This is a genomic window from Bacillus sp. EAC (assembly GCF_002156875.1).
GTDB lineage: Bacteria > Bacillota > Bacilli > Bacillales > Bacillaceae_G > Gottfriedia.
On record NZ_NCSY01000002.1, the window covers coordinates 461,842 to 485,007 of the forward strand.

The window sequence follows — 23,166 nt, forward strand, 5'->3', positions numbered from 1 at the left end:
GGGATTATTAGCTTTTTGCACGTGAAACATAGCTTGCTTCTGTCGTGTTAATAATTAATACTTCACCTTCATTAATGAAAATAGGTACTTGAACGATTAAGCCAGTTTCCATTGTAGCAGGTTTAGTAACGTTTGAAGCTGTATCACCTTTAATACCAGGTTCAGTTTCAATTACTTTTAATTCTACTGTATTTGGTAATTCAACTCCAAGAATTTCAGCATCAAAAGTCATGATATAAACTTCCATATTTTCTTTTAAGAACTTTAATTCACGCTCAATGTTTTTTTCTGGCAATTCAATTTGCTCATACGATTCATTATCCATGAATATATGTTGATCACCACTTGCATATAAGTATTGCATTTTACGATTTTGGATATGTGCTTTTGCAACTTTTTCACCAGCACGGAATGTTTTTTCTTGAACTGCTCCTGAACGAAGGTTACGAAGTTTTGAACGTACAAATGCAGCTCCTTTTCCTGGTTTAACATGTTGGAAGTCAATTACTTGCCAAATGCCTCCGTCAGTCTCAATTGTTAAACCTGTACGAAAATCGTTTACTGAAATCATTAAATATCCTCCTAAAAAATGAAATGGATCTGAATCAATATGTATGACTTTAGGTAGACCATTTCTCTTGCCTGAATTTCTTTACATTTTTTAATGTCTTGCTTCGGCACCTATCCCCATCAAGATCATACGTCTAAGAACAAAAAGGATAATATCTACCCTAAATTGTTTTTGGTCATATGTTTGACGGGACTGACAAGAGCGCCTACACATTTATTTATCATAAAGTAATTTACTTCGTTTGTGTAGTTCTTTTTCTTTTCTTATAAAATGATTAAGTTTTTAGGTGAAGACATTAAGTTCTCATTCCCACCATTTTTAACAATTAAATCATCTTCTATACGAACTCCACCAAGATTAGGAATATAAATACCTGGTTCACAAGTTACGATCATGTTTGGTTGTAAAACTAAATCTGAACGGAATGATAATCCAGGACCTTCGTGTACTTCTAGTCCAATACCGTGTCCAGTTGAGTGACCATAGTATTCACCATAACCTTTTTCAGTAATATAATCACGTGTTAAATCATCTGCTTGTTTACCAGTGATTCCAGCTTGAATGCCGTTTACACCGCGTAATTGTGCTTCAAGTACGATATCGTAAATTTTCTTTAATTCTGGGTTTGGTTCACCAACTGATACTGTTCTAGTCATATCAGATACATAACCTTTATAGTATGCACCAAAATCTAACGTTACAAAATCACCTGTTTCAATCACTTTATCCGATGCTACACCGTGTGGTAGAGCAGAACGCGCACCAGATGCAACGATAATATCAAATGATGAAGATGTAGCACCTAATTTACGCATATGGAATTCTAGTTCATTCGATACTTCTAATTCTGTTAAACCTGGACGAATGAAGCCTAAAATATGATCAAATGCTGCTTCCGCGATTTTAGAAGCTTCTTTAATAACTGAAATTTCTGCATCAGTTTTAATTAAACGAAGATTTTCAATTAATCCAGTTACCGGTACAAGATCAGCTTTTACAACAGTACGGTAAGTTCCATACTCAGAAAAAGTCATATGATCTTGTTCAAATCCAAGTTTTGCAACGCCATTTTTTTCAACTTGGCTTGCAACTTCACTTGAAATTAAACCTTCATGCTTAACAATTTCAAACCCTTCACATTGACTTGTAGCTTGCTCAATATAACGGAAATCAGTAATAAATAATGCTTTTTCTTTTGTGATTAAAGCAACACCTGAAGAACCAGTAAAGTTTGTCATATAACGACGGTTATATGTACTTGTTATTAATAATGCATCTAAACCTTTTTCAATTAGAGCTTCTCTTAACTTATTAATTTTTTCCATTTCTACTCTCTCCCCTACTAATCTGTTGTAATGCAAGTAAAGCTAGGTCATAGCCGTACACACCTAATCCAACAATTTGTCCGACAGTTACAGCTGCTAAAACTGAAGTATGACGAAACTCTTCTCTTTTATGTATATTTGAAATGTGTACTTCAACGGTTGGGACTGTAATACTTGCTATCGCATCTCGAATCGCATAACTATAATGAGTAAACGCTCCTGGATTAAAAAGGATTCCATCGTAAACTTGATTTGCTGCATGGAGTTTATCAATTAATTCTCCTTCGTGATTTGATTGAAAGCAATCAATCTCATCACCACAATTACCTGCAAGTGCAGTAAGATGGTCCTCTATATCCTTTAGAGTAGTTGCCCCATAGATAGATACCTCTCTTTGACCGAGCATGTTTAAATTAGGTCCATTTAATAATAAAAACTTAGCCAATTTTAAAGTCTCCACCTATCATTTAAGCATATTTATTCCTTTTAAGCTTGATTGGAATACCTAAAACTTATTTTATCATAGGCCAGACTATTTTGAATAGCCACGCAAATATGGTTCTTGCTCTTGAAATGCAAAAGAAACAGAATATGTAATAAATGTTCCGTATAAAATGAATAAGCAAATACTTGTTACAATCGTATCAGAAGAATATTCCTTTACAGGTCTAAAATCAAACGCAATTTTTCCAATTACTAAAAATAAAATGATCCATATTATTAAACCAATAAAAACACCAGGTAATACACCAGTAAATTTTCTACAAACAAAATAACAAACGAATGCAACAATAATTGAGGCGATTCCTATAGAAACGATTGATATTAATGCTTCAATATATCCATTTGCCCATTTTCCAAGTGGAATTCTTTCTAAGACAAAAGTTGGTCCAATCTGTGTAAAATCAAAGAAGCTTAGAACTAATAAAACTGTTGACCAAAAAACTCCACCAAAAAAACCGATACTTGCAATCTTGTTAAAGTTCATATTGCCCTGTGATTTTTCCTGATCTTGATCTTGATACTGCTCTTTCTCCTGATCTTGTCCTTGACTCTGTTCAAAATCTTGAGTTGGTTTATTATCTTCAGACATTTATCATAACCCTTTCCATTCATTGCTAATTTTCTTAAAGTAGTATATCCAAGTAATAAACTTTCATGTGAATCGGAAATTTTGTTAGAATATTAAAAATTTTTAGATTGTATTTAGTTATTTCCTATTTCTTATACTTGCACCAGCATTGTCCTACACTTACAATAGATTTAAATAGATAGAAAATTAAATCGAAATTAGGTTGGTGCAACATGAAAGAGAAAAAGAGAGCAATTTACGGGGGGCAAGCTATCGTAGAAGGTGTTATGTTTGGGGGAAGAACTCAATCCGTATCCGCAATTCGAAGATCGGATAACTCGATACATTACTTTGAAGAACCAATTCAAACAAATTCAACGATGCAAAAATTAAAGAAAATACCTTTTATACGTGGTGTGGTAGCGATTATTCAAGCAAGTATAAATGGTTCAAAGCATTTAAATTTTTCAACTGAAAGATATGGAATCGATCCAATTGATGATGAGAAAATAGCCAAAGAACGGGAAAATCAAAAAAGTACAATTTCTACATATATAGGATTATCTTTATTAGCAGTTCTATCATTTTTAGTTGGAAAAGTTATTTTTACATTAGTTCCTGTATTACTGGCAACTACTTTGAGACCATTTTTTGAAACCGATTTTCAACAAGTAGTCGTTGAAAGCGTGATTAAATTACTCTTTCTACTAATTTATATTTATATTGTTTCATTAACTCCATTTATAAAACGTGTGTTTCAATATCATGGTGCTGAACATAAAGTAATCAACGCATTTGAAAACAATATTCCATTAACTATTGAAGGTGTTCAATCACAATCACGTCTCCATTATCGTTGTGGAAGTAGTTTCATCCTATTTACTGTCATCGTTGGAATGTTCATTTACTTTTTAGTTCCGACAAGCCCACTATGGCTAAGAATAGTAGACAGACTTTTATTAATTCCTGTTGTTTTAGGTATTTCTTTTGAAGTACTTCAATTAACAAATAAAGTCCGATCAATTCCTGTCCTAAAATGGGTTGGATATCCTGGATTGTGGTTACAATTATTAACAACAAAAGAGCCGTCCGATGATCAAGTAGAGGTTTCAATTGCCTCATTTAACAGACTTTTGGAAATAGAAAAAAATACCAAAATATAATTGACAGAATTTTATAAAAAATATCAACTTATTGGATAAAATGTAATAAACTAAAAGAAACCTTTCTTTTTTTATCCGATTTAAAATTGAATCTTAACATAGGAGGTGCTTAAGTGAATCAAAAAGTGTACACGTCAATATTTTATGGAATTATCGCATTAGCACTTTTTGGCTTAATTGCTGAGTTAATTACTAATCCAGCAAAATTATTACAAAAGTTTTTATTTATTGGATTAATCCTTTTAATTTTATATTTTATTTATAGAGTATTTACTTCATCAAGCGGCCAAAGAAACCAGCAAGACTCCTATCGTAAAGCTGCCAAACAAACAGTAAAGAAATATAATACACAAAAAACTAGTTCATTAAAAAAATCAAATAATAAATCAAAGCCCACTTCAAGAAAAAGTACCTCCAGTCCATTATTAAAAAAACGAAATAAAGATTCCAGTCACCTAACTGTCATTGAAGGTGAAAAGGGTAAAAAGAAAGACCGTGCTTCCTATTAGCACGGTCTTTCTATTCGTTTGATTGATCTTCATTTGATTTTTGAATTACTTTTAATGCTTCTATGCGATTTTTATCTTCTTCAAAGAACTGTACTAAATCTCCAATACGATCGATTGCTTCCCAACTCATATGGTGTTCCATTCCTTCGACATCTTGGTAAATCAAATTCTCATCTACACCAATAATTCGTAAAAACTGCTCAAGTAGAACATGACGATATACTAGTCTTTTCCCCATTTTCTTACCTTTTTGAGTTAAAATAAGACCTCTATACTTTTCATAAATTAAATATTCGTCTTTATCAAGCTTCTGTACCATTTTAGTAACTGACGATGGGTGTACAGATAAAGCTTCTGCAATATCAGATACACGAGCATACCCTTTATCTTCAATTAAAAGGTAAATTTGTTCAATATAATCTTCCATACTAGGTGTGGGCATGTTTTTCCTCCAGTAAAGTAATACAGATTTAAATCCGGTGCAATAGCATCAAATAAAATGATACAACACAAATATCAAAAGTGCAATTAACATGAACTATTGATAAACCAGGATATATCTGCTTCTATGTCAGACTATGTCAAAATAAAAATGAGTGTACCTTTAAATAGGTACACATTTTTACATAAGTGACTCAAAATATCATTCCTCATATTCTATGTAAAATATTGTATTTCGCCATTGGGAAAATACTTTTGGATATAGCCAGAAATTGTTTCTTCAATGGATTTTGCTTCATTTGTCTGATAAACATATTTACCGATTCCATATCTCCCCCACTTATACTTTCGTTTTTCTTCATCCATTTCCAATTTTGTATTAGGGTATCTTTGAAGAATTACTTTTTTTGCTGGTTTTGTAAATCGATGTTGTATCAATTCAAATGACATCTTTTTATTTGCTAATTCACCTAATGCATCTTTTAAGCGAATAAATAGCTCTTCGTAGCCTTCTTCCCAATCATCATGCATATAAATAGGTGCAACGATAAACCCAAAATGATAACCTGCATTCGCAACTTTTTTTGCAGCTTCTATTCTCTCATCAAACGATCCTGTTCCTGGTTCAAAATTCTTAATGACATATCTTGAATTAATACTGAATCTGAACGTAGTTTTTCCGTTATGTTTCGCGTCAAGTAAGTGATCAACATGTGGAAATTTCGTTACAAATCGTAATCGACCATATTCAGTCTGACCAATAAATTCAATCGTCTTTTTTAATGAATGTGTTAAATAATCAATACCTACAATATCCGATGTACAAGCAGCCTCAAATCTTGTAATCTCTGGCTCCCTTTCTTTCATATATTCTTCCGCTTTCGCAAAAATTTCTTCTAAGTTTACATATACTCTAATATAAGGCTTTGATCCTAATGTCGTTTGTAAATAACAATAATGGCAGTGTCCCATGCATCCAGTCGCAAGAGGAATAGCATATTCAGCAGATGGTTTTGACGTTTCAAATTTTAAAGTTTTACGTAGTCCAACGACTAAAGTAGACTTGGCAATTCTGTATTTTTCAATCTCATTTTCACCTGGTAAATTTCTAATTTGATTATGTGAAGTTGTTTCTCTTATATCAAAACCCATCTTCTCAAACTTTTCTCTTAACTCTTTACCTAAAGGGTATTCTAGTGCTTGCGGTTCAAAATAAACAAGTTTTGGTAAAAATGGTTTCATATTCTCCTCACTCCCTCACTATTCCATTACTCTTAGTATTTACGTAGTCAAAAAAACAAATAACCCAAGTAATGGAAATCCAAGCCTCAAGGATCCTTTATGATACATATCAACACTAATTTCTCTATATAACAAAAAAAGAGAAAGCAGCTTTTATCTGCTTTCTCTTTTGATTATTTACGTAGGTTCCAATCCTCTTTACCATATTTTGTTGCTGCTAATTCTTGTACTTCTTTTTCTTGAGCCTCTGACAATTCAAAAGGAATTAATTCAATATTTAATCCGATTTCAAAACCTTCTTTAAATGCAATATACAATTCATCCATCGACTTAGGAGAATCACTTTCTGCATTTATCCAAGTCGCACGTTCTAAAAACCTTTTTTTCATTCTATTTTTAACTTCTTCAGAAGGAAAAATATATAAATCATAAAGCATATTCACATCAATATTTAATGGAATGGATCCATGTTGCAGTATTGATCCTTTTTGTCTTGTTTGAGCACTACCAGCTATTTTTTTATCATTAACGACAACTTCATACCATGAAGGAGCGTCAAAACAAACTGCACTTGAAGGTTTTTTTAATTCATCTTTTTCTTTTTCAGTTTTTGGAATAGAAAATGAAGAATCTAATCCCAATAATTTAAAGCCTTCTAATATCCCCATCGAAATTACTTTATAGGCTTCTGTAACTGTTTCAGGCATATTTGGATAACTTTCTGGAACGATTACGCTATACGTTAGTTCTTCATGATGTAATACACTTCTTCCACCTGTTTGTCTTCTAACGAAATCACCATTGTATTTTTTTAGTGCTTCTAAGCTTATCTCTTGATTTTTTTGAAAATATCCAATCGTTACAGTAGGACGTTCCCATTCATAAAAACGTAATGTTGGAAGAAAACCTTCTTCATTTTGCCATTTAATTAAGCATTCATCCAATGCCATATTATAGCTTCCAGGTTGTTTTCCACTATTAATAAAATACCATTTAGACTTTGACATGTTGAAATCTCCTCATACTTCAATTGAAATTTAACTTTTTTTCTTAAAGTTTCTTGCAGAATCTTATTTGAGAATTATAATAAGATAAGTAGGTAATTGAAAGGTGTTGAATAAATTGAATAGTTTTTTACCGGTAATTTTTGTCGTACTAGGTATCATTGTATACTCAACGGTTATGTATTTCTACCAAAAACGTCTGATTAAAACATTAAACGAGGAAGAATTCCGTTCTGGATACCGTAAAGCGCAACTAATTGATTTACGAGATCAAGAAGATTTTAAAAATGGACATATTTTAGGTGCTCGTAATATTCCATTTGCTCAATTGAAAATGCGTTCAAAAGAAATTCGTAAAGATCAGGCGGTTTATTTATATGATCAAATGGGTGTTCGACCTGGACAAGCTGCTCGAATTTTACGTAAACAAGGTGTTACGAATCTTTACCAACTTAAAGGTGGATTTAAGCTTTGGTCTGGTAAAGTAAAAAAAGGATTATAATTTTTAGTAACATTAAATAATCAATCAAACTACTACAATTTATGTGGTAGTTTTTTATAGAAATGAATTAATCGTAAAAATCCCTCAAGTAGTATTGAGGGATTTTTTATGTATTTTCGAACAACTATTCTTTAATCGTTTTTGGTTTTGGATATTTTTTTCCCATTGTATCAACTTTTATTGATTCAATAGTAACTGGGGTCATTGGTTTTTCCTCAGCATTAACATCAACCGCTTCAATTTTCTTCACGACGTCCATCCCTTTGATTACTTTACCAAACGAAGCATATTGTCCATCAAGACTTGGTGTATCATTTGTCATAATGAAAAATTGGCTTCCTGCACTATTTGGATCATTTGCACGGGCCATTGATAACACACCAGCAGTATGTTTTAGATTGTTTTCAAATCCATTAGAAGAAAATTCACCATTTATCGAATATCCTGGACCACCTGCCCCAGTTCCAAGTGGGTCGCCACCTTGAATGACAAAGTTTTTTACAATACGATGAAAATTTAATCCATCATAAAATCCTTTGTTAGCGAGTGAAATGAAATTATAAACAGTATTTGGTGCAATATGCGGATATAATTCAGCTTCAATTACTCCATAATCTTTTACCGTAATTGTTGCAATTGGCAACTTATCAGGCTTTTCAGGTTTTTCAACTTTGGATGATTGCTCATTTTTTCCACATGCTGCTAGTAAACAAAAAGTTAAAACGACGCAACTTATTAATATTGCTCTAAATGACTTTTTAAACATTAATCCTACTCCCTCCTATTTCTATTATTAGTTTACCAAATTCACTCTATAATTTACTATTTTTTCCGTAATAATCCTGATATAAAACAAAAACAAGTGTAACTAAAAATGAATAATAAAAAAACTGATACTCATTTAAAATTGAGTATCAGTTTTCTCAGATTATTACCCAACTTTTTCAGTTGATTCCTGGACACTCTTTTTAGCAAACGGGAACCACCAATTCCATTTGCCAAACAATTGCATTAAGCTAGGTACTAAAACAAGTCGAACAATTGTAGCATCTAAGAATATTGCAATCGCAATCCCGATTCCCATTTGTTTTACAGGAATCATATCAGTAAAAGCAAATGCACCTGTAATAACGATCATAATCGAAGCCGCTGATGTAATAATTCGACTTGTAGATACAAGTCCCTCTCTAGTCGAATATGAATTATCACCTGTAGCCAAGTATAGTTCTTGCATACGCGACATTAAAAAAACTTCATAGTCCATACTTAATCCAAATACTAAACCAAAAACAAATACAGGTAATATAAGCATAATATCAGACTGTGGTAAACCAAAGTTTCCACCTTGGAATAGCCATGTAATAATTCCGAATGTTGCGCTTAACGAAAGTACATTCATTAAAATCGCCTTAATCGGAATAATGATTGAACGGAATGCAATCATTAAAATAATAAATGTACTTACCATAATGACCGTAAGTCCATAAGCGATATTATCTGTTATTTCATCAAATAACTCTTGCTCAAATTTAACTTGGCCTCCAAATATAAAGTTAAACCCTTCAATTTTACCTTTATATTTCGCTTCAAAATCACGTACCCACTGTTTACCTTTTTCTGACTTTGGATCAGAATTTAAGAACACTTGAATGAATGTTTTTTTATCATGTGTATAGGCATTAATTGCAGGTTGTAATTTTGGCGCATTCACCGATTTTAATGCTGGTAGTAACTGATCTGCATTCATATCTACAGCACTGAAAACACTTTTTACTTTATAAACATTTGGATCATTTTCTAGTGTCTTCTGAACTTGTTCTAAAGAACTTAAATTTGCTTTAGTTACGATGTCATCTTTTGAATGCAATACCATCACTACTGTACCGTGTTTTTGTGCATCAGGAAGAAAAGCTTTTTGATATTTTTCATAATAGATTCTAGAAGATTCATGTTTTGGTAATGCATCAATCGTCGGAATGTTTAAATGTACATCTCGAATTGGAATCACAAATATTCCTAAAATAATTAAAGAAGAAATCGCCATTATGACGGGTCTCTTCATCACAAAATTTGCAAAACGTCTCCAAACTGCTTGCTGCTGCACTTGGCTACGATTTGCTAGCCATTTTAATGTTCCTTTATTTATGTTTTTCCCAAGTGCTGATAAAACCGCTGGTAATAGTGTAAGTGACAAAAATAAACTCACTAAAACGACCACAGCCCCACTAATTGCAACACTTCTAAATAGATCAATATTAATAAAATACAACGCAGATAAACCAATAAACACACAAATACCTGAGAATATAATAGCTCTACCTGCTGTTGCAAAAGTGATACTTATTGCTTCCTTTACGGATGATTGCTCGGAAAGTTCGGTTTTATATCGACTAACAAATAATAAAGCAAAGTCAATCGATAACGCTAATCCAATCATTGGCGCTACGTTTAATACAAATATTGATAAATCAACATATTTCCCAATAAATGCAAGTATACCAAATGTTGCTAATATGCTGATTATGCCAATTAAAATCGGAATCGCAGACGCAACTAAACTACCGAATGCAAAGAATAATACAATAAATGCAATCGGCACACCGATCATTTCCGCCTTTTTTAAATCTTCTTGACTCGTCTTATTCATTACATCATTTATGATTGTAAACCCTGTCGTACCAATTTTAACTGTATCACTAGAATATGATTCGACTTTTTTGGCGAAAGCGTTATTCATGTCAACCAATTTATCGTAATCTTTTTCATCATATAAAAATGTTAAATAAGCAATTTTATCTTTTTTCATACTAGGGTTATTGAGAGGATTTAAAAATTGTTTTATATTTTTTTCTTTATCAATTTTTTTGACGACACGTTCAATATCAGACTGAAACGCTTGAGCAGATGCTTCTTTTTTACGTTCAAGCAAGATAATAACTGAATTTGGTGATTGTTCAAAATCGTTTTCTAAAATATTTTTTGCTTTTTCATAATCCCCTGGAGTTCTAAATCCATCTCCTTCTAAAATTCCAGGTAAATGTTTCGAATAAATTCCAAGAAAAATTGAAAATACGGCTAATACGGCTATTAATAAATATCGAAATTGATAAATGCCCCTACCGACCTTTTTCCAAGTACTATTCTCGTTTACTGTACTTTTCATTATTTCACTCCTTAATTACAAATCCTACAAACATCTTATCAAATAGAATCGACTATCGACTATCTTTTTACATCATCATTTATGAAAAAACGCCCATCAAATAAATCATCTCGATTTAAAGGTGAGCGTCAAAAATATTATGAAACTAAAACTGCCACAATAATTCCTATTAAAGCTCCCACTACTACTTCATAAGAAGTATGTCCAACTAGTTCATTTAATGCTTTATAATCTTTAATTCTCCCATGAAAAAAATCATTTAAAAGCTTTGCATGTTTACTTACGGCAAGCCTAACACCTGATGCATCATACATGATTATGATGGCAAAAATAACTGCTATTGCAAAGACTACACTCTCAAATCCATTTCTTAACCCAACACTTAGTGCAAGTCCGGTAACCGTGGAAGAATGGGAACTTGGCATACCACCAGAAGCAAAAAATTTAGATAAATCAAATTCTCTTTCTTTAATTAAATGGATTACTACCTTTGCAAACTGTGCGATAAACCAGGCAATTAAGGCTGACATTAATGGTCCGTTATGAAAAATTGTCAAGACGAACCCCCTCATTTTATTAGTATTGTTTCTTTTTTATATTATCTTCTTTCAACAATTGTATATTCACAATCTTTTTATTGAATGGGATTTTCTTAAAAAAAACTCCGATACATAACTGTTTTCAAGATTACTATTTACCTCTGAAAAGAATTCATGTCATAATATGAAAGTAAAAAATAGTAGCAATTTTTATTGGGAGGTTTCGGCTCATTCGTATGCTCATTCGATTAAGTATTCTTTTAGCAATTTTATTATTGATATCATGTGGAACTGGATATTATTTCTCAGATGTTATTTTACTTGAAAATAATGCAAAAAATTATGGCAAAAATCCAGAAAAACAAAAAGCAATTGAAGCGTTTAGTTCGTTAAGAAAAGAAATAAAAAACGAACGTATTCAGATAAAATCTCCATTAGGCTATAACTTAATTGGTTATTATCTTCCTGCAGAAAAACCAACTAACAAGACCATTATTACTTTACATGGATATATGGGCTCAAAAGACGATCAAGCTAAGTATGCTAAAATGTTTCATTCAATTGGATATAATGTCATAGCATATGATCAACGAAATCACGGAGAATCAAGTGGTACATACACGACATATGGCATATTGGAAAGTAAAGATTTACAAGCTGTTGTCCAATATGCAAAAAAGCGATCACATAATGGTCAAATAGGAATTCATGGCGTTTCAATGGGGGCAGCAACTACTTTGATTTACGCTGGGAATGTTAAAAACGGAGCAGATTTTTTCATAGCAGATTGCCCATACAGTAATTTCTTAGAAGAATCAAAATTCCGCCTTAAAAATGACTACACATATATTCCATCCATTTTACAAGGTCCAATTGTATTTTTAGGAGATGCATTCTTGAAACTTCGAAAAGATTATTCGATTAAAGATGCCTCACCAATTGATTCAATTCAAAATATTAAAGCACCTGTTTTATTCATTAATACGAAAACGGATGATTATATCCCTCCACAAATGACGCAAGACCTTTATGATAAGAAAAAAGGTCCAAAGTCTATCTATTGGACGAACTCTGGTAAACATGGAGCAGCATTTGATGAAGACTCCAGCTCTTATAAAGAACAAGTAATAAAATTCCTAGAACAAAATAAACTCTTACAATAAATCTTATAAACGAAAACGAGCTTATGAAGAAATTCGATAAGCTCGTTTTTATTTATTATAAATTACAATATTCTGTTTTTTTAAATAAATAGCATTTTTAAAATTGACAATTCATACAATTCTGATAAACTTAGTTGTAATTAAATTCTAGGAGGAAACTCATGAGCCAAACCAACGACTTGAAACCAATCATTGAGGTCGTGGAATCGTTACTTAATGGTTTAAAGTTTGGAACGATTACATTAGTCGTTCAGGATGGAAAAATTATTCAAGTTGAAAAACAAGAAAAAATACGATTAAAGTAAATGAGATCCTGCTGACTAGAAAAACTAGAGGCGGTCCAATTCTATGTACAATTTATGTATATAGATTTGGGCTGCCTTTTTCTTATTCTGCAAGTTTATAAGTTTTGAAAAAAAATATTTAGAAAGTATATATCCATCAGGCATGAAAATTATGCCAAAGATTATGCCTTCGAATAAACTTTCTTTATTTATTGGAGGAAAGCAAATGAGATTTGAAATTTGGAATGAGGAAAACATACCTAATTTTTCAATTGATAATGAAACAAAAGGTGCACTGGAAGTTCTTAATTGGGCATATTCAACATACGACGATGATTTAATTTACGCATGTAGCTTTGGTGTTGAAGGTATTTTACTAATCGATTTAATCTCAAAAGTAAAACCTGATGCCAAAATTGTATTCTTAGAAACAGGACTTCATTTTAAAGAAACGTATGAATTGATTGACCGAGTACAGGCAAAGTATCCACATTTAAAGATTGAAAAAAAGCTCCCAAATCTTACTTTAGATGAACAAGCTACAGTTCATGGTGATGAGCTATGGAAGCGTGAACCCAATAACTGCTGCCATATTCGTAAGATACTACCACTACGAGATGCTTTAAAAGATGCTCCCGCATGGATTTCGGGTTTAAGAAGAGAACAGTCTGCTTCACGTCAAAAAACAAATTTTTTAAATTTAGATAATAAGTTTAATTCCGTGAAAGTTTGCCCATTAATCCATTGGACTTGGAAAGAAGTTTGGCGATACGTGTATTACAAGAATCTACCATATAACCCACTTCATGATATTGGTTACCCAAGTATTGGCTGTGAAGTTTGCACAGTTGCAGCTTCAAATTCTTCAAATGATCGATCTGGTCGATGGTCTGGGACAAATAAAACAGAATGCGGATTACATGATTAATCATTTACTTCATTTAATCTAAACATTTTTCTTAAACAAAAACGATAGGAAAATATAAGGAGTTGTCTAGTATGAGTTTATCTCCACATGGTGGCGTGTTAATTAATCGCTTTGATTCTTCAATTATTCTAAATGAAAATCTCCAGGAGGTTCCATTAGACTTAATTAGTTTAAGCGATTTGGAGTTAATTGGGAACGGGGCATACAGCCCTCTAACAGGTTTTTTAAGAAAAGATGATTATGAACAAGTAGTGAATTCAATGAGATTAAAAAATGGAACAGTTTGGAGTATCCCTATTACATTACCGGTTTCAAAACAAGTTGCTAGTAAGTTGAAAATCGGTGAAGAAGTAAAACTTACTTGGGAAAATGAAGTATATGGAAAACTTGTAATTAGCGATATTTATTCACCTAATAAATTAGCAGAAGCGCAATTTGTATATGGAACAACTGATAATGAACATCCTGGTGTAGCCAAATTATATTCTCGAGGGGACACATACTTAGGTGGAGAAATTACGGTCATTAAACAAGTACATCGCTCACAATTCTCTGAACATTATTTGACTCCTAAGGAAACAAGAGAAAAATTTTCTACACTTAATTGGAAAAGGATTGTTGGCTTTCAAACACGAAATCCAGTCCATCGAGCTCACGAGTATATTCAAAAAAGTGCATTAGAAATTGTAGATGGATTATTCCTAAATCCATTAGTAGGAGAAACAAAATCCGATGATATCCCTGCTGACGTACGAATGAGGAGCTATAAAGTATTACTAGAAAACTTTTATCCTACGAATCGAGTATTCCTTGCTGTCTTTCCTGCTGCTATGCGCTATGCAGGACCACGAGAAGCAGTATTTCATGCCATTGTAAGGAAAAATTACGGCTGTACACATTTTATTGTTGGGCGTGATCATGCTGGAGTTGGTAATTATTATGGAACCTATGATGCTCAAAAGATTTTTCAGCAGTTCACACAAGAAGATTTAGGAATCTCTCTCCTATTCTTTGAAAATAGTTTTTATTGTACAAAATGTGAAAATATGGCATCAACAAAAACTTGTCCTCATGGAAGTGATCAACATTTAACGCTATCTGGAACAAAAGTACGTGAGATGTTAAAAAATGGTGATATCCCACCAACAGCATTTAGTCGAAAAGAAGTAGTTGAAATTTTAATAGAAGGTATGCGTCAACCTCAATCGACTTAAATAGAATAGGAGAATCGTTTCATGTCTAATCATATCGTTTGGCACCAATCAAGTATTTTAAAACAAGACCGACGAAAACATAATCAACATCACAGTTGTATCCTTTGGTTTACAGGTCTATCCGCTGCCGGAAAATCTACAATTGCAAATGAAGTTGCGAAAAGCTTATTTCAGTTAAATGTACAGCAAACTGTTTTAGATGGTGATAATATTCGTCACGGCTTAAATAAAGATTTAGGATTCTCAGATGATGATCGCACAGAAAACATTCGTCGAATTGGTGAAGTTGCAAAGCTTTTTGTTGAAAATGGGCAAATTGTGTTAACTGCCTTCATCTCCCCTTTTCAGGCGGATCGAAATCTTGTTCGAACATTAGTAGAAGAAGATGAATTTATTGAGGTATATGTCCAATGCTCTGTAGAAACTTGTGAAAGTAGAGATCCAAAAGGTCTTTATAAAAAAGCGAAAAATGGAGAAATAAAAAATTTCACAGGGATCAGTTCACCTTATGAAGCTCCTTTACATCCAGAAATTATTTTGGATACTGATAAATTATCAATTAACGAATGTGTTGAATCCGTTCTTCAATACTTGAGAAATAAAAATTATATCGGGTAAGGTGATGTGAGATGGCGGCTGAAAAAATTTGGAAAGACAACCCTAAATTAAATGAAGCAGAAAAGAAGAAATTAGTTAAAGATGGACTTAAAATTTATGATGACATCCCCTACTATGCCAAAAATGGATTTGAATCGATTCCAAAAGATCAATGGGACTTATTCAAGTGGGCAGGTTGCTACTTACAAAAACCAAAAGAAGCTGGCTACTTCATGATGCGAGTTAATGTTCCATCTGGTATCTTAACTCATAATCAACTGGTCACATTAGCTGAAATTGCTCGAGATTATGGTCGTGATGTGTATGATATCACTACTCGTCAAGCCATTCAGTTCCACTGGTTAACTATCGAACAAATACCAGATATTTTAACGCGTCTAGAGAGAGCTGACTTATCCAGTGCTGGAGCATGTGGAGATATTACTCGTAATATCGTTGGGAATCCACTTGCAGGTATTGATCCAAATGAGTTATTTGATACTTCACCAATCGTAAAAGAAGTTTACGAATTCTTCCAATTTAATGAGGAATTCTCGAATCTACCTAGAAAGTATAAAATGTCAATCAGCTCTAATAAAAACAATGCGTCCAATGCGGAGATTAACTGTATTTCCTTTGTACCTGCTATCAAGGAAGTTGAAGGAGTCGAAACTGTTGGATTTCACTTAAAAGTTGGCGGTGGCTTATCTTCTGCTCCGCATTTAGCTCAAACACTTGATGTTTTTGTTTTACCTCATCAAGTAAAAGAAGTTGCAATTGCTGTTACAACTATTTTTAGAGATTTCGGCTACAGGGAAAAACGTCATCACTCTAGACTCAAATTTTTAGTAGCTGATTGGGGAGTAGAAAAGTTCAAAGATGTATTACTAGAGTATACTGGCGATTTATTAACAAAAGGGACCGGTTTTGAGCAAACATGGAATGCTGGCTACTTCTATGGCGTTCAACCTCAAAAACAAGAAGGTTTGCATTATGTTGGCTTAAATGTTCCTGTTGGAAGATTACATTCAGAAGAAGTCTTCGAGTTAGCTAGACTAGTTAAAAAATATGGAAATGGTGAGATTCGTAATTGTAATTCACAGAATCTTATTCTACCTAATATCGCTACTGCTAATATTGAAGCTTTACTTCAAGAGCCATTACTTCAAAAGTTTACGCCTACTCCACCAAAGTTTATTGGCTATTCTGTGGCTTGTACTGGAAATGAATATTGTAATCTTGCATTAGTCGAAACAAAAGCACGCATGAAGGATACTGCTTCCTATCTTGATGAAAAAATCTCTCTTGATGTGCCAATCAGGATTCATATGGTAGGTTGCCCAAATTCATGCGGTCAAAGACAAATTGCTGATATTGGCTTACAAGGTATAAAAACTCGAAATGAGAAAAAAGAAATGATTGAAGCCTTTGAATTCTATGTCGGCGGTACATTGCAAGATGGTGGGAAATTTAATGAAAAATTAAAAGGAAAAGTTGATTCCCCCTCCCTTCATCTCGTATTAGAAAAATTTTTACAACACTTTCAAGAAAATAAACTGCCATCTGAGCCATATTTAGATTATGTAGCGAGAGTTGGAATTGAAGAATTACAAAGTCATTTAACATCCATAATCGAAAAAGTAAAAGCATCATAATGAAAGTCGGTGACCTATGTATTTATATCGATTTGAAGCTTTAATTGAGGATCGTACAGTCCCAATTGTCATTTTAGCAAGTGATGATGAAAAAGCATTTAGGCTTGTTGACACCGAACTACAAAAGTTTTATGTTAAAAAACCTGATGTTAAAGAGCTTTTTATGTATGAAAAAAAGAAAATTAGCCAAAGTGGTGGCTATGTTTTAGATGTTGAAGTTTTAAGTAAACGATGACGAGGTGTGCGGAATGATTGGAAAAGTTTATTTAGTTGGTGCTGGACCCGGTGATGCTGATTTAATAACAGTAAAAGGTTTAAAATGCATCCAAAACGCAGATGTCATTTTATATGATCGTTTAGTTAACAAAGAACTTCTAGTTTACGCCAAAGATTCAGTAGAATTAATTTACGCTGGTAAACTACCAAACTACCATGCATTAAAACAGGAAACGATTAATGCCTTCTTAGTGAAATATGCAAAAAAAGGGAAAAATGTCGTTCGCTTAAAAGGTGGAGACCCTTTTATATTCGGTCGTGGTGGTGAGGAAGCATCCTATTTAGTAGAGCGTGGGATACCTTTTGAAATAGTCCCTGGTATCACTTCTGGTATTGCTGCCCCTGCATATGCAGGTATTCCCGTCACCCACCGGGATTTTAGTAGCTCATTTGCTTTTGTAACGGGGCACTGTAAAGAAGAAGATACAGTTAAATGGGAATCTCTAGCTAAAGGTATTGACACACTCGCAATTTATATGGGAGTGAGTAATCTACCATATATTCGTCATCAACTTTTATTGAATGGAAAACATCAAGATACACCTGTTGCACTTATTCACTACGGTACAACTGAACAACAAAAGACAGTCATTTGCACCTTAAAGGATGTATTAACGATTGTTGAAAAAGAAAATATTCTAAATCCAAGCATGATCATTGTCGGTGAAGTTGTAAAATTGCATCAACAATTGCAATGGTTTGAATCGAAACATGATTCGTTAACATCTACAAATAAGATAAGTTATTCAAGTTTATAAAAATAGGAGTGATAGAATGGATGCAATCCTTTATGTTTGTCATGGCAGTAGAGTAAAGTCGGCAGTCCATTCTGCCATTCACTTCGTAATGAATGTGCAAGAGCAAATCGATTGTCAAATACAAGAAATTGCTTTTGTTGAATTAGCTGAACCTTCAATTTATAAAGGATTAGAGACTTGTTTAAATCGAGGAGCTAAAACGATCTCAGTACTACCTGTATTACTCCTATCTGCAAATCATGCAAAAGTTGATATTCCAAATGAAATTGCTCTTTTTCAAGAGATGCATCCAACGATTAAAATAAAAATAGCCAATCCAATCGGTGTACATGAAAATATGATCGAATTAGTAATGAAACGAATCTTTGAACAGGTTAAAAATATTCACAGTGATTCAACTATTGTATTAGTTGGGCGTGGCAGTAGTGATCGCCTAACTCAATTAGACTTCCTAAATATTGTTAAATTACTAAAGTCCAAAATAAATCGTCATGTTTTGCCTGCATATATGGCTGTTTCAAAACCTTCGATTCACGATGTATGGGAAAGTTTAGCAATAATAAACAGTAAACAAATAATTATAGTACCTTACTTATTTTTTTCAGGTACACTCATGAATGAATTAACACAAAAAATAACTGCACTACCTCCAGAACTGCAAAAAGATTGGATCCTATGCGAGACGCTTGGATATGACCATTTGATTACCTCTATTTTCAAACAAAGATTACTAGAAGTTAGGTCAAATAAATTAGTTGTGATTTAAAATAAGGCAAAATAAAAAAACTCTTGTTCCCTTATATAGGAAAACAAGAGCTTTTTAAATTAATACCAATTATTTGTTTACTACCTTAACAAGATTTGCTCGATGGAAATTTGGTAAAGTTTGTAAAAAACGATCTATACTTTTTGTTGCTTCGATTAATTGGTCAAGAGAAGTAGCATAAGAACAACGTATAAAACCTTCTCCACATTCGCCAAAAACATTTCCCGGGACGACAGCTACTCTTTCTTTAACTAATAATTGCTCTGCAAATTCTTCAGAAGTAAGACCTGTATTTTGAATCGAAGGAAACACGTAAAAAGCTCCTCCAGGTAAATGGCATGATAACCCTATTTCCTGAAGAGATTTAACAAGGAAATTTCGACGTTGCATATAGCTCCTTCTCATTGCTTCAACATCATGTTCTCCATTTCGTAATGCTTCAACAGCTGCATGCTGTGACATTGTAGGCGCACACATAATTGCATACTGATGGACCTTTAACATATGTGAAATGATGTCTGATGGTGCAGCTACAATACCTAAGCGCCAGCCAGTCATCGCAAAAGTTTTTGAAAATCCAGAAATTAAGATTGTATGCTCTCTCATTCCATCAATTTTTGCAAAGCTAGTATATTCGCCGTCATATACAAGTTCTGCATATATTTCATCTGAAATAACGATTAAATTATGCTTCTTAACAAACACCGCTAAATCCTCTAGCAATTCTTTTTCTAATAGTGTCCCTGTCGGATTATTCGGATTGCATAATAGAATAGCCTTCGTTTTAGGCGTAATTTTTTTCTTCAACGCTTGAAGATTAATCTTGAATTCCTCTTCACCCGTAGTAGCAAGGTGAACAGGTATGCCACCTGCTAATGAAACTAGCGGAGCATATGAAACAAAGCAAGGATCGATTACGATCACTTCATCCCCTGGATTTAAAATCGTTCTTAAAGCAATATCAATGCCTTGGCTTGCTCCAACCGTGATAATAAGTTCATCATCTGGGTTATAATGTACATCAAACTTTTTCGCAAAATATCGACTAACCTCATCGCGCAATTCAAATAAACCTGCATTTGAAGTATATGCAGTATGACCTGTTTCAAGTGAATAGATACTTGCTTCGCGTACGTTCCAAGGAGTTACAAAATCTGGTTCACCCACCCCTAAAGAAATGACATTGTCCATACTTGCAGCTAAATCAAAAAATTTACGAATCCCAGAAGGCTGAAGTGTAGTTACTGTATTAGATAATATAAATTTACTCATGGCGTAATCACCATACGCTTATCACCTTGTTTTTGCCCGTAGACAATACTATCATGCTTATAACGCTTTAAAATAAAATGGGTAGTTGTAGATAAGATAGATTCCAAAGTTGATAGCTTTTGAGAGACAAACGAAGCAATTGATGTCATTGTTTTCCCTTCTACGACAACTGATAAATCATATGTACCCGACATTAAATATACTGATTTCACTTCTGGATATAAATAAATTTTTTCAGCAATCTCATCAAAGCCCACCCCTCTTTTTGGAGCTACTTTCACATCAATCATTGCTGTAATACTTTCCTGAACTGGAACTTTACCCCAATCAATTAAAGTAATATATTGCAGAATTACACGGTCGTTTTCAAATTTTTTCATAATAGAAACGACCTCTTCTTCTGTTAATCCAATAATTTTTGCTAAAACGTCATTACTTAAGCGTCCATTTTGCTCTATACATTGAAGTAACTGTATTTCTTTTTCTGTCATATCATTATGCTCCTTATGCATTCCATTTCTAAATTGGAATAACTTAGATGTTTATTCTCTTCATCTATATTTAAATATTTTACTTAGATGACACTTTTGAAAAGAATTCTTCATAAATCACTTTTACTGCTTTTTTCTCGTCACTAGCTTTTACGCCAAACATCATACTGACTTCTGATGAACCTTGGTTAATCATTTCAATATTAATAGACGCATCAGCAAGTGCTTTGCTTGCTCTTGCAGTTGTTCCAACATTATGACGCATGCCCTCTCCTACTAACATAATTAAGGCTAGGTTTCTTTCAATGACAACATGATCTGGATTTAACTCATTTTTAATTCGCTCAATAATTTGAACTTCAAGTTCATTTGAAAGTTGATTTTGTCTAATAATAACCGAAATATCATCAATACCGCTCGGCTGATGTTCATAAGAAATTTTAAAATCCTCTAATATTTGTAAAAGCTTGCGTCCAAATCCAATTTCTCGATTCATTAAATACTTACTTATATAAATGCTACAAAATCCGTTATCACTTGCGATACCAATTAATGGTCCATTTAATAGTTTTCTTTCTTTCACTATTCGAGTACCTGGTGCTGATGGATTATTTGTATTTTTTATATTTACAGGGATTCCAGCTTCAAATGCAGGGATAAGCGCTTCATCATGAAAAACGTTAAATCCTGCATAAGATAACTCTCTCATTTCTCGATAAGTTAATTCTTTAATTTCTTTTGGATTTTGGATAATTGTTGGATTAACAGAATAAACAGCATCAACATCTGTGAAATTCTCATATAAATTGGCCTTCACTCCATTCGCAACAACAGATCCAGTTATATCTGATCCACTACGTGAAAATGTAACGATATCCCCTTCTTCTGAATAACCAAAAAATCCAGGGAAAACTAAAATTCCCGATTTTTTTCTTAATTCATATATTAGGGGATAGCTTTTCGGTAATACTTGCGCTTGACCTGGTTCATTCGTAACGTACAGCCCAGCTTCTCCTGGATTAATATAATGAGCATTTATCTCTTTAAGTTGAAAATAATTGGCTACTAATCTAGCACAATTATCCTCTCCACAAGCCATTACAGCATCCATAAATCTAGTTTGATTGGCATGATCTCTTGTAAGAGTAAGTTCGATATTTAGTGATATTTCGTCAATTAAACTCGATGAAAGTCCTAATCCATTTGCAATTTCAGAATATCTTTTAATAACCTGATGGAATGCGTCTGAATAATCCTCTCCTCTTATAGCTTTTTGTCCACATACAATTAGGAGATCAGTAATCTTAATATCATCTGGGAATCTCTTTCCAGGTGCAGAAACCACAATTATCTTACGTTCACTATCTGAAACAACTATCTGAAATACCTTCTCAATCTGTTCCCAAGTGGCTACTGAAGACCCACCAAACTTCGCGATTTTCATTTTAACTTCTCCTAATTATGTTAATTTTCAGTTAAATAATGTTACAATTATCTCTCTAAAAAGAGAAAAAATCAACAGTAATTTGGAAGATTTTAGTATTTTACAAAAGAAATTTGGTAGCAGGAAAATGTATACATTAGAGATCTGGAAAGTGATTAATTACTTTTCTTTTTATACAATTTTAACATTAGGTCAAAATACATTCGAAATATTCAGACACTTATACTAAACTATTAAGTAATACAGCTTACGAAAGGTAAAATGATGATGAAAAAAGGAATAACTTTACTGTTACTAATCGTTCTATTTATTTCGGCTTGTGGGAATGAAGTTAAGAATAATTATAAAACCCTTAAAACTTTTAATCATTCCAAACATAATAATATCCCCTCAAGTTTTAAAGAAGGAAATGTTGATGTAGAAATGCAATTAAAAAAGGTATTTTACGATGTTAAAACTAAAAAAATAGAATTACTACTAAAAAATAATGGGGAACAGGTTGAATTTGGAACTCCATATGAAATTGAAACGTTTCAAGATGGTTCCTGGAGAAAAGTTCCATTTAAAGAGAATATTGGATTTACAGCGATCGGCATTATGCTAAAAAAAGGAAAATCTTATCCATTTTCAGCTAGCTTAGAGAAAGATATCCTCAAATATAAAATAAAACCTGGTTTTTACCGAGTCATTAAGGAAATTTATATAACTAAAGATAAAAAAATTAAGTTAGCATCAATTTTTCAAATACAGTAAAAAAGCGTTCCCTATTAAAAGGGAACGCTTTTTA

The 23,166-nt window shown here is 32.9% G+C and carries 26 protein-coding genes; 13 read left to right on the plus strand and 13 right to left on the minus strand.

Going from position 1 to position 23,166, the window contains the following annotated elements; all coding sequences use genetic code 11:
• Positions 1-7: 7 nt before the first annotated feature.
• From efp to B7R65_RS05285, 4 genes are all read right to left on the minus strand, one after another.
• Positions 8-571 (minus strand): elongation factor P, encoded by a 564-nt coding sequence (efp, locus tag B7R65_RS05270; RefSeq protein WP_088041691.1) that lies wholly within the window; start codon positions 569-571, stop codon positions 8-10.
• A 263-nt stretch (positions 572-834) separates the two neighbouring features.
• A complete protein-coding gene (locus tag B7R65_RS05275) occupies positions 835-1,896 on the minus strand; it encodes a M24 family metallopeptidase (RefSeq protein WP_088041692.1) in 1,062 nt (353 codons plus the stop codon).
• On the minus strand, positions 1,883-2,341 hold the full coding sequence (aroQ, locus tag B7R65_RS05280; protein WP_088041693.1) for a type II 3-dehydroquinate dehydratase: 459 nt from the start codon (positions 2,339-2,341) through the stop codon (positions 1,883-1,885). The genes B7R65_RS05275 and aroQ overlap by 14 nt, the downstream gene beginning before the upstream one ends.
• A gap of 87 nt (positions 2,342-2,428) precedes the next feature.
• Entirely contained in the window at positions 2,429-2,989 is a 561-nt protein-coding gene (locus B7R65_RS05285) for a YqhR family membrane protein (protein WP_088041694.1), read from the minus strand.
• A gap of 212 nt (positions 2,990-3,201) precedes the next feature.
• Between B7R65_RS05285 and B7R65_RS05290 the strand changes: the two genes are divergently transcribed.
• A complete protein-coding gene (locus B7R65_RS05290; protein WP_088041695.1) occupies positions 3,202-4,131 on the plus strand; it encodes a DUF1385 domain-containing protein in 930 nt (309 codons plus the stop codon).
• Between the two features lie 113 nt (positions 4,132-4,244).
• Positions 4,245-4,640 carry an SA1362 family protein gene (locus B7R65_RS05295; RefSeq protein ID WP_088041696.1) on the plus strand — a complete coding sequence of 132 codons (396 nt, stop codon included), beginning with the start codon at positions 4,245-4,247 and terminating at the stop codon, positions 4,638-4,640.
• A 10-nt stretch (positions 4,641-4,650) separates the two neighbouring features.
• Here B7R65_RS05295 and mntR read toward each other — a convergent pair whose 3' ends face one another.
• From mntR to B7R65_RS05310, 3 genes are all read right to left on the minus strand, one after another.
• Positions 4,651-5,082: a transcriptional regulator MntR gene (gene mntR / locus B7R65_RS05300; RefSeq protein ID WP_088041697.1), complete on the minus strand. Its 432-nt coding sequence runs from the start codon at positions 5,080-5,082 to the stop codon at positions 4,651-4,653.
• Positions 5,083-5,297: 215 nt separating this feature from the next.
• Positions 5,298-6,323 (minus strand): spore photoproduct lyase, encoded by a 1,026-nt coding sequence (splB, locus tag B7R65_RS05305; RefSeq protein ID WP_088041698.1) that lies wholly within the window; start codon positions 6,321-6,323, stop codon positions 5,298-5,300.
• Positions 6,324-6,496: 173 nt separating this feature from the next.
• Positions 6,497-7,330: a lipoate--protein ligase family protein gene (locus B7R65_RS05310; RefSeq protein WP_088041699.1), complete on the minus strand. Its 834-nt coding sequence runs from the start codon at positions 7,328-7,330 to the stop codon at positions 6,497-6,499.
• Between the two features lie 175 nt (positions 7,331-7,505).
• Between B7R65_RS05310 and B7R65_RS05315 the strand changes: the two genes are divergently transcribed.
• Positions 7,506-7,829, plus strand: a complete 324-nt coding sequence (locus tag B7R65_RS05315) for a rhodanese-like domain-containing protein (protein ID WP_088041901.1) — start codon at positions 7,506-7,508, stop codon at positions 7,827-7,829.
• 124 nt (positions 7,830-7,953) lie between these two features.
• Here B7R65_RS05315 and B7R65_RS05320 read toward each other — a convergent pair whose 3' ends face one another.
• The 3 genes from B7R65_RS05320 to B7R65_RS05330 form a co-directional block, all read right to left on the minus strand.
• On the minus strand, positions 7,954-8,595 hold the full coding sequence (locus tag B7R65_RS05320) for a peptidylprolyl isomerase (RefSeq protein WP_088041700.1): 642 nt from the start codon (positions 8,593-8,595) through the stop codon (positions 7,954-7,956).
• Between the two features lie 165 nt (positions 8,596-8,760).
• Positions 8,761-10,992, minus strand: coding sequence for an MMPL family transporter (locus B7R65_RS05325; RefSeq protein WP_088041701.1), 2,232 nt, complete (start codon positions 10,990-10,992; stop codon positions 8,761-8,763).
• Positions 10,993-11,129: 137 nt separating this feature from the next.
• Positions 11,130-11,564: a divergent PAP2 family protein gene (locus B7R65_RS05330; protein WP_088041702.1), complete on the minus strand. Its 435-nt coding sequence runs from the start codon at positions 11,562-11,564 to the stop codon at positions 11,130-11,132.
• 203 nt (positions 11,565-11,767) lie between these two features.
• On the opposite strand from B7R65_RS05330, the gene B7R65_RS05335 reads away from it, so the two are divergent.
• The 9 genes from B7R65_RS05335 to B7R65_RS05375 all read left to right on the plus strand — a co-directional run bounded on the left by B7R65_RS05335 (position 11,768) and on the right by B7R65_RS05375 (position 19,172).
• Positions 11,768-12,694: an alpha/beta hydrolase gene (locus B7R65_RS05335; RefSeq protein WP_088041703.1), complete on the plus strand. Its 927-nt coding sequence runs from the start codon at positions 11,768-11,770 to the stop codon at positions 12,692-12,694.
• 161 nt (positions 12,695-12,855) lie between these two features.
• A complete protein-coding gene (locus tag B7R65_RS05340) occupies positions 12,856-12,999 on the plus strand; it encodes a YezD family protein (RefSeq protein ID WP_088041704.1) in 144 nt (47 codons plus the stop codon).
• 205 nt (positions 13,000-13,204) lie between these two features.
• Positions 13,205-13,906, plus strand: a complete 702-nt coding sequence (locus tag B7R65_RS05345) for a phosphoadenylyl-sulfate reductase (protein WP_088041705.1) — start codon at positions 13,205-13,207, stop codon at positions 13,904-13,906.
• Positions 13,907-13,977: 71 nt separating this feature from the next.
• Positions 13,978-15,120 carry a sulfate adenylyltransferase gene (sat, locus tag B7R65_RS05350; protein ID WP_088041706.1) on the plus strand — a complete coding sequence of 381 codons (1,143 nt, stop codon included), beginning with the start codon at positions 13,978-13,980 and terminating at the stop codon, positions 15,118-15,120.
• Positions 15,121-15,141: 21 nt separating this feature from the next.
• Positions 15,142-15,738: an adenylyl-sulfate kinase gene (gene cysC, locus B7R65_RS05355; RefSeq protein WP_088041707.1), complete on the plus strand. Its 597-nt coding sequence runs from the start codon at positions 15,142-15,144 to the stop codon at positions 15,736-15,738.
• Positions 15,739-15,749: 11 nt separating this feature from the next.
• On the plus strand, positions 15,750-17,372 hold the full coding sequence (locus B7R65_RS05360; protein ID WP_088041708.1) for a nitrite/sulfite reductase: 1,623 nt from the start codon (positions 15,750-15,752) through the stop codon (positions 17,370-17,372).
• A gap of 16 nt (positions 17,373-17,388) precedes the next feature.
• The gene (locus B7R65_RS05365) at positions 17,389-17,607 is read left to right on the plus strand and encodes a DUF3906 family protein (RefSeq protein WP_088041709.1); all 219 of its coding nucleotides are present in this window, start codon (positions 17,389-17,391) and stop codon (positions 17,605-17,607) included.
• A 13-nt stretch (positions 17,608-17,620) separates the two neighbouring features.
• A complete protein-coding gene (cobA, locus tag B7R65_RS05370) occupies positions 17,621-18,406 on the plus strand; it encodes a uroporphyrinogen-III C-methyltransferase (RefSeq protein ID WP_179194779.1) in 786 nt (261 codons plus the stop codon).
• 16 nt (positions 18,407-18,422) lie between these two features.
• A complete protein-coding gene (locus B7R65_RS05375; RefSeq protein WP_088041710.1) occupies positions 18,423-19,172 on the plus strand; it encodes a sirohydrochlorin chelatase in 750 nt (249 codons plus the stop codon).
• A 69-nt stretch (positions 19,173-19,241) separates the two neighbouring features.
• Here B7R65_RS05375 and B7R65_RS05380 read toward each other — a convergent pair whose 3' ends face one another.
• The 3 genes from B7R65_RS05380 to B7R65_RS05390 all read right to left on the minus strand — a co-directional run bounded on the left by B7R65_RS05380 (position 19,242) and on the right by B7R65_RS05390 (position 22,379).
• The gene (locus tag B7R65_RS05380) at positions 19,242-20,444 is read right to left on the minus strand and encodes an aminotransferase (protein ID WP_088041711.1); all 1,203 of its coding nucleotides are present in this window, start codon (positions 20,442-20,444) and stop codon (positions 19,242-19,244) included.
• Positions 20,441-20,935, minus strand: coding sequence for an Lrp/AsnC family transcriptional regulator (locus B7R65_RS05385; RefSeq protein WP_088041712.1), 495 nt, complete (start codon positions 20,933-20,935; stop codon positions 20,441-20,443). Before B7R65_RS05385 ends, B7R65_RS05380 begins: the two co-directional genes overlap by 4 nt.
• A gap of 79 nt (positions 20,936-21,014) precedes the next feature.
• A complete protein-coding gene (locus tag B7R65_RS05390; RefSeq protein ID WP_088041713.1) occupies positions 21,015-22,379 on the minus strand; it encodes an aspartate kinase in 1,365 nt (454 codons plus the stop codon).
• 267 nt (positions 22,380-22,646) lie between these two features.
• Here B7R65_RS05390 and B7R65_RS05395 point away from each other — a divergent pair, with 267 nt between their 5' ends.
• Positions 22,647-23,132, plus strand: coding sequence for an immunoglobulin-like domain-containing protein (locus tag B7R65_RS05395; RefSeq protein ID WP_088041714.1), 486 nt, complete (start codon positions 22,647-22,649; stop codon positions 23,130-23,132).
• Positions 23,133-23,166: the final 34 nt, after the last annotated feature.

Excerpts from the sequence above, each read along its gene's own strand:
- efp (WP_088041691.1), bottom strand. The coding sequence starts at position 571 with ATGATTTCAGTAAACGATTTTCGTACAGGTTTAACAATTGAGACTGAC.
- B7R65_RS05275 (WP_088041692.1), bottom strand. The coding sequence starts at position 1,896 with ATGGAAAAAATTAATAAGTTAAGAGAAGCTCTAATTGAAAAAGGTTTA.
- B7R65_RS05285 (WP_088041694.1), bottom strand. The coding sequence starts at position 2,989 with ATGTCTGAAGATAATAAACCAACTCAAGATTTTGAACAGAGTCAAGGA.
- B7R65_RS05290 (WP_088041695.1), top strand. The coding sequence starts at position 3,202 with ATGAAAGAGAAAAAGAGAGCAATTTACGGGGGGCAAGCTATCGTAGAA.
- mntR (WP_088041697.1), bottom strand. The coding sequence starts at position 5,082 with ATGCCCACACCTAGTATGGAAGATTATATTGAACAAATTTACCTTTTA.
- splB (WP_088041698.1), bottom strand. The coding sequence starts at position 6,323 with ATGAAACCATTTTTACCAAAACTTGTTTATTTTGAACCGCAAGCACTA.
- B7R65_RS05310 (WP_088041699.1), bottom strand. The coding sequence starts at position 7,330 with ATGTCAAAGTCTAAATGGTATTTTATTAATAGTGGAAAACAACCTGGA.
- B7R65_RS05315 (WP_088041901.1), top strand. The coding sequence starts at position 7,506 with ATGTATTTCTACCAAAAACGTCTGATTAAAACATTAAACGAGGAAGAA.
- B7R65_RS05320 (WP_088041700.1), bottom strand. The coding sequence starts at position 8,595 with ATGTTTAAAAAGTCATTTAGAGCAATATTAATAAGTTGCGTCGTTTTA.
- B7R65_RS05325 (WP_088041701.1), bottom strand. The coding sequence starts at position 10,992 with ATGAAAAGTACAGTAAACGAGAATAGTACTTGGAAAAAGGTCGGTAGG.
- B7R65_RS05330 (WP_088041702.1), bottom strand. The coding sequence starts at position 11,564 with ATGAGGGGGTTCGTCTTGACAATTTTTCATAACGGACCATTAATGTCA.
- B7R65_RS05335 (WP_088041703.1), top strand. The coding sequence starts at position 11,768 with ATGCTCATTCGATTAAGTATTCTTTTAGCAATTTTATTATTGATATCA.
- B7R65_RS05340 (WP_088041704.1), top strand. The coding sequence starts at position 12,856 with ATGAGCCAAACCAACGACTTGAAACCAATCATTGAGGTCGTGGAATCG.
- B7R65_RS05345 (WP_088041705.1), top strand. The coding sequence starts at position 13,205 with ATGAGATTTGAAATTTGGAATGAGGAAAACATACCTAATTTTTCAATT.
- sat (WP_088041706.1), top strand. The coding sequence starts at position 13,978 with ATGAGTTTATCTCCACATGGTGGCGTGTTAATTAATCGCTTTGATTCT.
- cysC (WP_088041707.1), top strand. The coding sequence starts at position 15,142 with ATGTCTAATCATATCGTTTGGCACCAATCAAGTATTTTAAAACAAGAC.
- B7R65_RS05360 (WP_088041708.1), top strand. The coding sequence starts at position 15,750 with ATGGCGGCTGAAAAAATTTGGAAAGACAACCCTAAATTAAATGAAGCA.
- B7R65_RS05365 (WP_088041709.1), top strand. The coding sequence starts at position 17,389 with ATGTATTTATATCGATTTGAAGCTTTAATTGAGGATCGTACAGTCCCA.
- cobA (WP_179194779.1), top strand. The coding sequence starts at position 17,621 with ATGATTGGAAAAGTTTATTTAGTTGGTGCTGGACCCGGTGATGCTGAT.
- B7R65_RS05375 (WP_088041710.1), top strand. The coding sequence starts at position 18,423 with ATGGATGCAATCCTTTATGTTTGTCATGGCAGTAGAGTAAAGTCGGCA.
- B7R65_RS05380 (WP_088041711.1), bottom strand. The coding sequence starts at position 20,444 with ATGAGTAAATTTATATTATCTAATACAGTAACTACACTTCAGCCTTCT.
- B7R65_RS05385 (WP_088041712.1), bottom strand. The coding sequence starts at position 20,935 with ATGACAGAAAAAGAAATACAGTTACTTCAATGTATAGAGCAAAATGGA.
- B7R65_RS05390 (WP_088041713.1), bottom strand. The coding sequence starts at position 22,379 with ATGAAAATCGCGAAGTTTGGTGGGTCTTCAGTAGCCACTTGGGAACAG.
- B7R65_RS05395 (WP_088041714.1), top strand. The coding sequence starts at position 22,647 with ATGAAAAAAGGAATAACTTTACTGTTACTAATCGTTCTATTTATTTCG.